This is a genomic window from Kineococcus indalonis (genome assembly GCF_009906395.1).
GTDB classification, from domain to species: Bacteria; Actinomycetota; Actinomycetes; order Actinomycetales; family Kineococcaceae; genus Kineococcus; species Kineococcus indalonis.
Genome location: NZ_JAAALM010000201.1, coordinates 1 through 6,617 on the forward strand (window position 1 = coordinate 1; position 6,617 = coordinate 6,617).

At 77.8% G+C, this 6,617-nt stretch carries 8 protein-coding genes, 1 pseudogene and 1 riboswitch; of the genes and pseudogenes, 3 read left to right on the forward strand and 6 right to left on the reverse strand.

What is annotated here, in order from left to right:
- Nucleotides 1–124 precede the first annotated feature (124 nt).
- Both trxA and GTR00_RS11230 read right to left on the reverse strand, forming a co-directional pair.
- Nucleotides 125–601, reverse strand: coding sequence for a thioredoxin (trxA, locus tag GTR00_RS11225; protein ID WP_166611710.1), 477 nt, complete (start codon nucleotides 599–601; stop codon nucleotides 125–127).
- 44 nt (nucleotides 602–645) lie between these two features.
- Nucleotides 646–1,314 (reverse strand): DinB family protein, encoded by a 669-nt coding sequence (locus tag GTR00_RS11230; protein WP_166611711.1) that lies wholly within the window; start codon nucleotides 1,312–1,314, stop codon nucleotides 646–648.
- Nucleotides 1,315–1,561: 247 nt separating this feature from the next.
- Between GTR00_RS11230 and aqpZ the strand changes: the two genes are divergently transcribed.
- Entirely contained in the window at nucleotides 1,562–2,371 is an 810-nt protein-coding gene (gene aqpZ / locus GTR00_RS23940; RefSeq protein ID WP_276610136.1) for an aquaporin Z, read from the forward strand.
- Nucleotides 2,372–2,413: 42 nt separating this feature from the next.
- Here aqpZ and GTR00_RS26355 read toward each other — a convergent pair.
- Together GTR00_RS26355 and GTR00_RS11240 are read right to left on the reverse strand one after the other, a co-directional pair.
- Nucleotides 2,414–3,334, reverse strand: a pseudogene (locus GTR00_RS26355) (helix-turn-helix transcriptional regulator); the annotation flags it as partial.
- Between the two features lie 109 nt (nucleotides 3,335–3,443).
- Complete coding sequence (locus tag GTR00_RS11240; RefSeq protein WP_166611713.1) at nucleotides 3,444–3,995, reverse strand: 2'-5' RNA ligase family protein; 552 nt, start codon at nucleotides 3,993–3,995, stop codon at nucleotides 3,444–3,446.
- 53 nt (nucleotides 3,996–4,048) lie between these two features.
- Here GTR00_RS11240 and GTR00_RS11245 point away from each other — a divergent pair, with 53 nt between their 5' ends.
- Nucleotides 4,049–4,786, forward strand: a complete 738-nt coding sequence (locus tag GTR00_RS11245; RefSeq protein ID WP_166611714.1) for an LmeA family phospholipid-binding protein — start codon at nucleotides 4,049–4,051, stop codon at nucleotides 4,784–4,786.
- A 66-nt stretch (nucleotides 4,787–4,852) separates the two neighbouring features.
- Here the strand turns inward: GTR00_RS11245 and GTR00_RS11250 are convergent, their stop codons facing one another.
- Both GTR00_RS11250 and GTR00_RS11255 read right to left on the reverse strand, forming a co-directional pair.
- Nucleotides 4,853–5,086, reverse strand: a complete 234-nt coding sequence (locus GTR00_RS11250; protein ID WP_166611715.1) for a hypothetical protein — start codon at nucleotides 5,084–5,086, stop codon at nucleotides 4,853–4,855.
- Between the two features lie 95 nt (nucleotides 5,087–5,181).
- The gene (locus GTR00_RS11255) at nucleotides 5,182–5,766 is read right to left on the reverse strand and encodes a TetR/AcrR family transcriptional regulator (protein WP_166611716.1); all 585 of its coding nucleotides are present in this window, start codon (nucleotides 5,764–5,766) and stop codon (nucleotides 5,182–5,184) included.
- A 101-nt stretch (nucleotides 5,767–5,867) separates the two neighbouring features.
- Between GTR00_RS11255 and GTR00_RS23945 the strand changes: the two genes are divergently transcribed.
- Complete coding sequence (locus GTR00_RS23945; RefSeq protein WP_166611717.1) at nucleotides 5,868–6,341, forward strand: GNAT family N-acetyltransferase; 474 nt, start codon at nucleotides 5,868–5,870, stop codon at nucleotides 6,339–6,341.
- Nucleotides 6,342–6,458: 117 nt separating this feature from the next.
- A riboswitch (cyclic di-GMP riboswitch) is annotated at nucleotides 6,459–6,538 on the forward strand.
- Nucleotides 6,539–6,617: the final 79 nt, after the last annotated feature.

Genomic DNA, 6,617 nt, shown 5'->3' on the forward strand with positions numbered 1-6,617 from the left:
CCCCGACCGCCCGGCGCGCGCACCGGCCCCGCACGCGGCGACGGCCCCGCCCCCCTTCGAGGGGGACGGGGCCGTCGCTCACCGGCGCGCGGCCGGTGCGGGGGCGCTCAGGGCGCGGGGGTGCTCAGAACGCGGCGGGGTCGGTGCCGGCGCGCACGCCGGTGCCGGTGCGCTGCGTCTGCGCCGCCCGGGCCGCCTCGGACTGCTGGGCCTGCTGCTGGGCGTGCTGCTGGGCCTGGTGCTCGGCCACGGCCTGCGCGTACTGCTGCTTGACGGTGTCCATGTCCAGGGCGCGGACCTGCTCGATGAGCTGCTCCAGCGCCGGCTCCGGCAGGGCGCCGGGCTGGCCGAACACGGGGATGCCGTCGCGGTAGGCGATCAGCGTGGGGATCGAGGTGATGCCGTAGCGGGCGGCCAGCTGCTGCTGGTCCTCGGTGTCCACCTTGGTGAAGGTGATGTCCGTGTGCTTCTCCGAGGCCTTCTCGAACACCGGGCCGAACTGGCGGCACGGCCCGCACCACTCCGCCCAGAAGTCGATGAGCACGATGCCGTCCTTGACGGTCTCGTCGTGCGTGTCCAGGGTCAGGGCCTGAGTGCTCATGCCTGACCCAACCACGCCGGGCCGCCGCAGCTTCCCGGCGCCCCTCAGCGGGGCCGGCGCCCCGTGAGCGCCAGCAGCCGCTCCTGGGCGGTGGCGTCCTGCGGCGCCGGCAGCTCCGGGCCGAGCACGCCCCAGGCGCGCCACTGCTCGGCGTTGGCGCGGAAGTACGCCAGCAGCGGCTCCACCAGCTCCGGCACGAGCTGGTCGTCCGCGCCGACCAGGCGGGCGATCTCCACCGCGCGCAGGGCGCGGAAGGAGATCGTCTGCCACAGGTAGTCGCGGGCGGTGAAGTCGCCGAAGGAGCAGTGCACGGTGCGCTCCGGGTCCTCCAGGGCCCGCACGGCGGCGATCGCCCCCCGCACGTGCCGCTCGAAGGCGGCGACCGGGTCGGCGCCCAGCAGGTCGCCGCGGTGGGCGTCCTCGCCGACCTCGGCCATCGTGCGGCCGGCGAGCATCGCCGGCACCCACGCGTCCTCGTAGGCGTGGTGGTTCATGATCTCGCGCAGCGAGTACGCGCGCTCCTCGTCGCTGGTGCTCACCTCGGCGCGGGTGTCCAGCTCCCACTGCTCCTCGCGCACCTGCCGCACCACGGCCAGCAGCGCCTCGTCGGCCAGGACGAACAGGTCGCGCTCGTCGGTGCCGGTGCCGGTGCCGGTGCCGGTGCTCGTGCCGCTCGCGCCTGCGGGGGTCGGGGTGCTCGTGGTGTCCGTCACGGTGTCCTCCTCGTCGATGAACCGGTCCCGGTGTCCCGGTGGGGCGCCGACCACGCTAGGCGGGGAAGGCGACAGGACGTGTCGCCTTCCCGCGCGACCTCGGCCGGCCCCGCCGGCCCGGCCGGTCCCGCCGTCCGGACCGTCACCGCGAGTTCACAGCGCAGGGCTTCCGCATGACGCTCGGTAGCGCCACGCTGTGCGGACGGTCGTCGTTCGAGCAGTGGAGGACGTTCTCGTGCACAGCACCCTGTCGCGGCGGTTGACCGCGGAGTTCCTCGGCACCTTCTGGCTCGTGTTCACCGGCTGCGGCAGCGCCGTCCTGGCCGCAGCCTTCCCCGACGTGGGCATCGGGTTGCTCGGCGTCAGCCTCGCCTTCGGCCTGTCGGTCCTGACGGTGGCCTACGCCTTCGGGCACCTGTCCGGCGGGCACTTCAACCCCGCCGTCACCCTCGGGCTGTTCCTGGCCCGGCGCACCCCGGCCGGCGACGTCGTGCCGTACGTGCTCACCCAGGTCGTCGCCGCCGTGGCCGCCGCGGCCGTGCTGCTCGCGATCGCCTCGGGCGCGCCGGGGTTCGACGTGGCGGACGGCTTCGCCGCCAACGGCTACGGCGAGGGCTCACCCGGCGGGTACTCGCTGACGGCGGCGCTGGTCGCCGAGGTCGTCCTGACGGGTTTCTTCCTGCTCGTCATCCTCGGCGCCACCGACCGGCGCGCCCCGCAGGGCTTCGGGCCGCTGGCCATCGGGCTGGCCCTGACCCTGATCCACCTGGTGAGCATCCCCGTGACGAACACCTCGGTGAACCCCGCGCGCTCCACCGGCCCGGCCCTGTTCGCCGGGGGCCCGGCGCTGGAGCAGCTCTGGCTGTTCTGGCTCGCGCCCCTGGTCGGCGGCGCGATCGCCGGCCTGGCGTACCGGTTCCTCACCGGCGACGACGGCGCCACCGCCGCCGCCCGCGAGGGGCAGGTCGTCGACGCCGCCGCCAGCGACGCGCACGACGCCCCCATCGACCTCACCGCGCCCGTCGACGGGGAGGTCGAGCACCGCCCCGTCCCCTAGCGGTCCCGGCGGCGGCCCGGCGTGCTGGGCCGCCGCCGCCCGGGCCCGCCGGGCGACCTCGGCGCGCACGTCCGCCGGCGCCAGCACCTCCACGTCGGGGGCCAGGCCCAGCAGCGTGGAGACCGCCCACGAGCGCGCGTCGAACGCCACCGCCAGCTCCACCCGCCCCGCCGCGTCGACGGGCAGCCCGTCGGCCACCACCGGCAGGTGCGGCTGCGCCGCGGCCGAGGCCACCCGCCGCAGGCCCGGCAGCGCCCGCGGGTGCGCGCGCACCCGCACCACCAGCTCCTCGCGCCCGGCCTGCACGCACGCCAGGTGCGCGCCCCACGCCTGCTGCAGGTCGAAACTCGCCGGGCGCCGCGCCGCCTCCGCCAGCACCTGCACCGCCTCCAGGCGCGAGACCCGGTACGTGCGCAGCTCCCCCTCGCGCGCGGCCAGCAGGTACCACTCGCCCTTGAGGACCAGGCCCAGGGGGTCCAGCACCCGCTCGGTGCGCTCCCCGGTGCGGCGGTGGTGGCGCACCCGCACCCGCCGGTCGTCCCACACCGCCCGCGCCAGCGCCACCAGCGCCGGCGCCGGCTCGGCCGTGCCGAACCAGCGGTCGGTGTCCAGGTGGAAGCGCGAGGCCACCCGCCGGGCGCGCTCGCGGCCCTCCGGGGTCGTGCCCGCCAGCAGCTTCAGCTGCGCCCCGCCCACGACGTCGGCGAAGCCCAGGTCCGAGGCCACCCCGGTCAGGCCCAGGAACGTCACCGCCTCCGCCTCCGCGGCCGACAGCCCGCTCGTGCGGTGCCGGTACCCGTCGGCGATGCGGTACCCGCCGGCGGGCCCGCGCACCGCCACCACCGGGATCCCCGCGGCCACCAGCTCGGCGACGTCGCGCTGCACCGTGCGCTCGGAGACCTCCAGGCGCTGCGCCAGCTCCCGGGCGCTGACCAGCGGGCGCGTCTGCAGCAGCATCGCCATCGTCAGCAGCCGGGCCGCGCGCACCGCCCCAGCATGGCCCCCGCCGGTGCGCCCGCGGTAGGCGCTCACCAGGCCGGTCAGCCGGTCAGCCGGTCAGCCGGTCAGCGGGTCAGCCGGTCAGCGGGGCCAGCGCCAGGTCGCCGGCGCCGCCGACCTCCACCACCGCCAGCGCCACCGCGCGCCCGGCCACCGGCAGCAGCGCCTGCAGGGCCGGCACCGCCTGCGCGGGCCGCACCCGCCGCGCCAGCGTGCAGTGCGGCACCCACCGCCCCGGCTCCGACGTCGCGAACGCGTTGACCAGGCCCGCGCCGGCCAGGGCGGCGGCCACGTCCGCGTGCCAGGCGCGCAGCGCCTCCACGCGCCGCGGCCCCGCCCACAGCACCGCGCCGCGCCCGAACGCGCCCGCCTCGTCCAGCACCACCCCCACCGCCGGCAGCCCCTCGGCGGCGGTGGCGACGGCGGCCGTGAACGCCGCGGTGCCCGCCGGCGGGCACGGCGCCCCGGCCAGCGTCAGGTGCGCGCGGTGCCGCGGCGCGGCGGGGGCGCGCACCCCGCCCGCGCGCAGGCCCGCGCGCACGGAGGCCAGCGCCGCGTCCAGCGCCTCGTCGAACGCCGCGCACACCACGAGGGTGCGCTCGCGCGGATCCCGGTAGCGGCCCACCCGTCGCAGGGTAGGCAACCGCGCGCGCCGGCGCCTGCGGCACAGTGGGGGCCGTGGCGCGCTCCCGCAGCACCCTCGTCCGCGTCGTCGTCACGCTCGCCGCGCTCGCGGTCGTCCTCGTCGGCGCCGACCTGGCCGCGCGCGCCGTCGCCACCGGGCGCGTCGAGCGCGAGCTGCAGACCCGGCTGGCGCTGCCGCAGCGCCCCGAGGTCAGCGCCGCGGGCGGCTCCTTCCTGCTGCAGGCGCTGCGCGGGCGCTACGACGACGTGAGCGTCACCGCCGCGCGCGTGCCCTCCGGGGACGTCGTCCTGGACGACGTGCGGGTGCTGCTGCCCGCCGTGCGGGTGCCGCTGCGCGCCCTGGCCACCGGCTCCGGCACCGCCGCCGTGGACGCCGGCACGTTCACCGCCTCCGTGGGCTTCGCCGAGCTGGTCCAGCAGGTCGACACCGGCGGGCTGGACGTGCGGCTGACCCGCGCCGGCGAGGACGTGCGCGCCTCCACGTCGGTGCGGGTGTTCGGCCTGGGGGTGGAGCTGGCGCTGACCGTGCAGCCGCGGCTGGAGGGGCGCTCGGTGCGGCTGGTGCCGCTCTCGGCGCAGGCCGCCGGTCAGGAGGTGCCCCTGGCGCGGGCGCGGCAGCTCCTGCGCGGCACCGGGGTGGAGCTGCTGGACGGCTGGACGGTCGCGCTGGACGAGGTGCCCGCCGAGGTGGAGGTGCGCTCGCTGCGGGTCACCGACGGCGGCGTCCTGGCGCGCGGGGACGTGCTGGCCACCACCGCCGTGCTGGGCTGACGCCCGGGGCGGGCGCAGCGACGCCCCCGGACGGTGCGTCCGGGGGCGTCGGGGGGCGCCGGGCTGCTACAGGCCGATCTTGCCGGCCAGGCCGCCGAGCCCGCCGCCGCCCTCACCGCCACCGCCGCCGGTGAACTTCGCGATGAGCTCGGACGGCTCGACGCCGAACTTGCCGAGCAGGTCCGAGTGCTGGTCGGTGTCGACCTGGCCGGGCAGCTCGGAGTCCGCCTGCTGCGCCTTGCCGTCGTCGTTGAACTTCTCCCGGATGAGCTGGAGGATCATCTCCTTGGGTATCTGCACGGTGCTGCTCCTCCTCTGCTGGGGACGTCGCTGACGCCCCGAGCCTGCTCCTCGCGGAGGCTCTGCGCACCTCGGGACCCCGCGCACCTCGGCGGTCAGGAGGTGGCGGCGCGCACCGCGTCGTCGAGGGCGGCGGTCTGGGCGCGGGCGGGGTAGGTGGCCGGGTCGGCGGCGGCCAGGCAGTTCAGGCCCTCCACCAGGGCCACCAGGGAGCGCGCGCGCACCTCGCGCTGCGCGCGCGGCAGGTCCGGCGCCGCCTCGGCCAGCAGGCGCTCCACCCGGCGCACGAACACGCGGTTGTTCTGCCGGTGCACCGCGGCGAGCTCCTCGTCGCCGGCCGCGGCGGCCAGGAACGCCACCCGCACCCGGGCCCGCTCGCGCCCGGCCGGGGTCAGGCACGCCGCCTGGCGCAGCACGGCCCGCAGCCGCTCGGCGGGTCCGGCGGCACCGGCCTCCGCGGCGTCGGCGGACTCCGCGGCGCGCTCGTGCAGCAGCCGGCGCGCGTGCACGAGCAGCTCGTGCCGGCCGGCGAAGGCGTGCATCACCAGGCCCGTGGTGCAGCCGGCGCGCTCGGCGACCGCGCGCACCGTCAGCCCCGGCAGGCCCTGCTCGGCGAGCACGGACCAGACCGCCCGCGAGAGCTGCTCGCGCTGGGAGTCCACGTCGCGTCGCCTGGGCACGCGGCCACGGTACCGGAACGCCTGTTACCGTAACGTCCGTTACGGGCGACGGGTCGTCGCAGGGGTTCCTGGCACGAGGAGGGGCGTCGGGGCGCTGGACGATCGCCGCGGAGGACTGGGACGCACCCGACGGCGCCGCCCTGCGCGCCGCGCAGCGCGCCGAGCTCGACGCCCGCTACGGCTCCGACGACCACGAACCCGGCACCGCGCCCACCGCCGCCGACGTCGCCGTGTTCCTCGTCGACCGCGACCCCGACGGCACCGCGATCGCCTGCGGCGGCCTGCGGCCCCTCGCACCGGGCGAGGCCGAGGTCAAGCGCACGTACGTCCTGCCCGCGCGGCGCGGCAGCGGCGTGGCCACCGCCGTGCTGCGCGCCCTGGAGCGCGCCGCCGCCGGGCTCGGCGTGCGGCGGCTGCTGCTGGAGACCGGGACCGCCCAGCTCGAGGCGATGAGGTTCTACGAGCGCGAGGGCTACCGGCGCACCGGGGGTTTCGGCCCCTACGCCGGCGAACCGCTGTCGGTCTGCTACGCCCGGGACCTGCAGGGCGCTCCGGCACCCGGGCACGCTCGGTGACCGGCGAGCCCGGGCGGGTGGGAACCCCTCCGGCGGCGCCCGCCGTCCGGGTGAACCCCGCCGTCCCGGCTCGCCCCGGGGCGCACGCTGGACGACAGGCACCTGCCGGGTGCCCACCCGGACGAAGGGCAAACCCGTCGCGAGGCGGGGACGCAAAGCACAGGGGCCTCACCCGCTGAGGCGGCCCGGCTACCAGAGGAGAACACGTTGCGCCGCACCCCCTCGGCCACCACCGCCGTCGCCGCCGTCGTCGCCGCCGCGGCGCTCGCCGTGCCC

What these genes read in the sequence shown, in the direction of transcription:
- trxA (WP_166611710.1), bottom strand. Translation starts at nt 601, where the DNA reads ATGAGCACTCAGGCCCTGACCCTGGACACGCACGACGAGACCGTCAAG.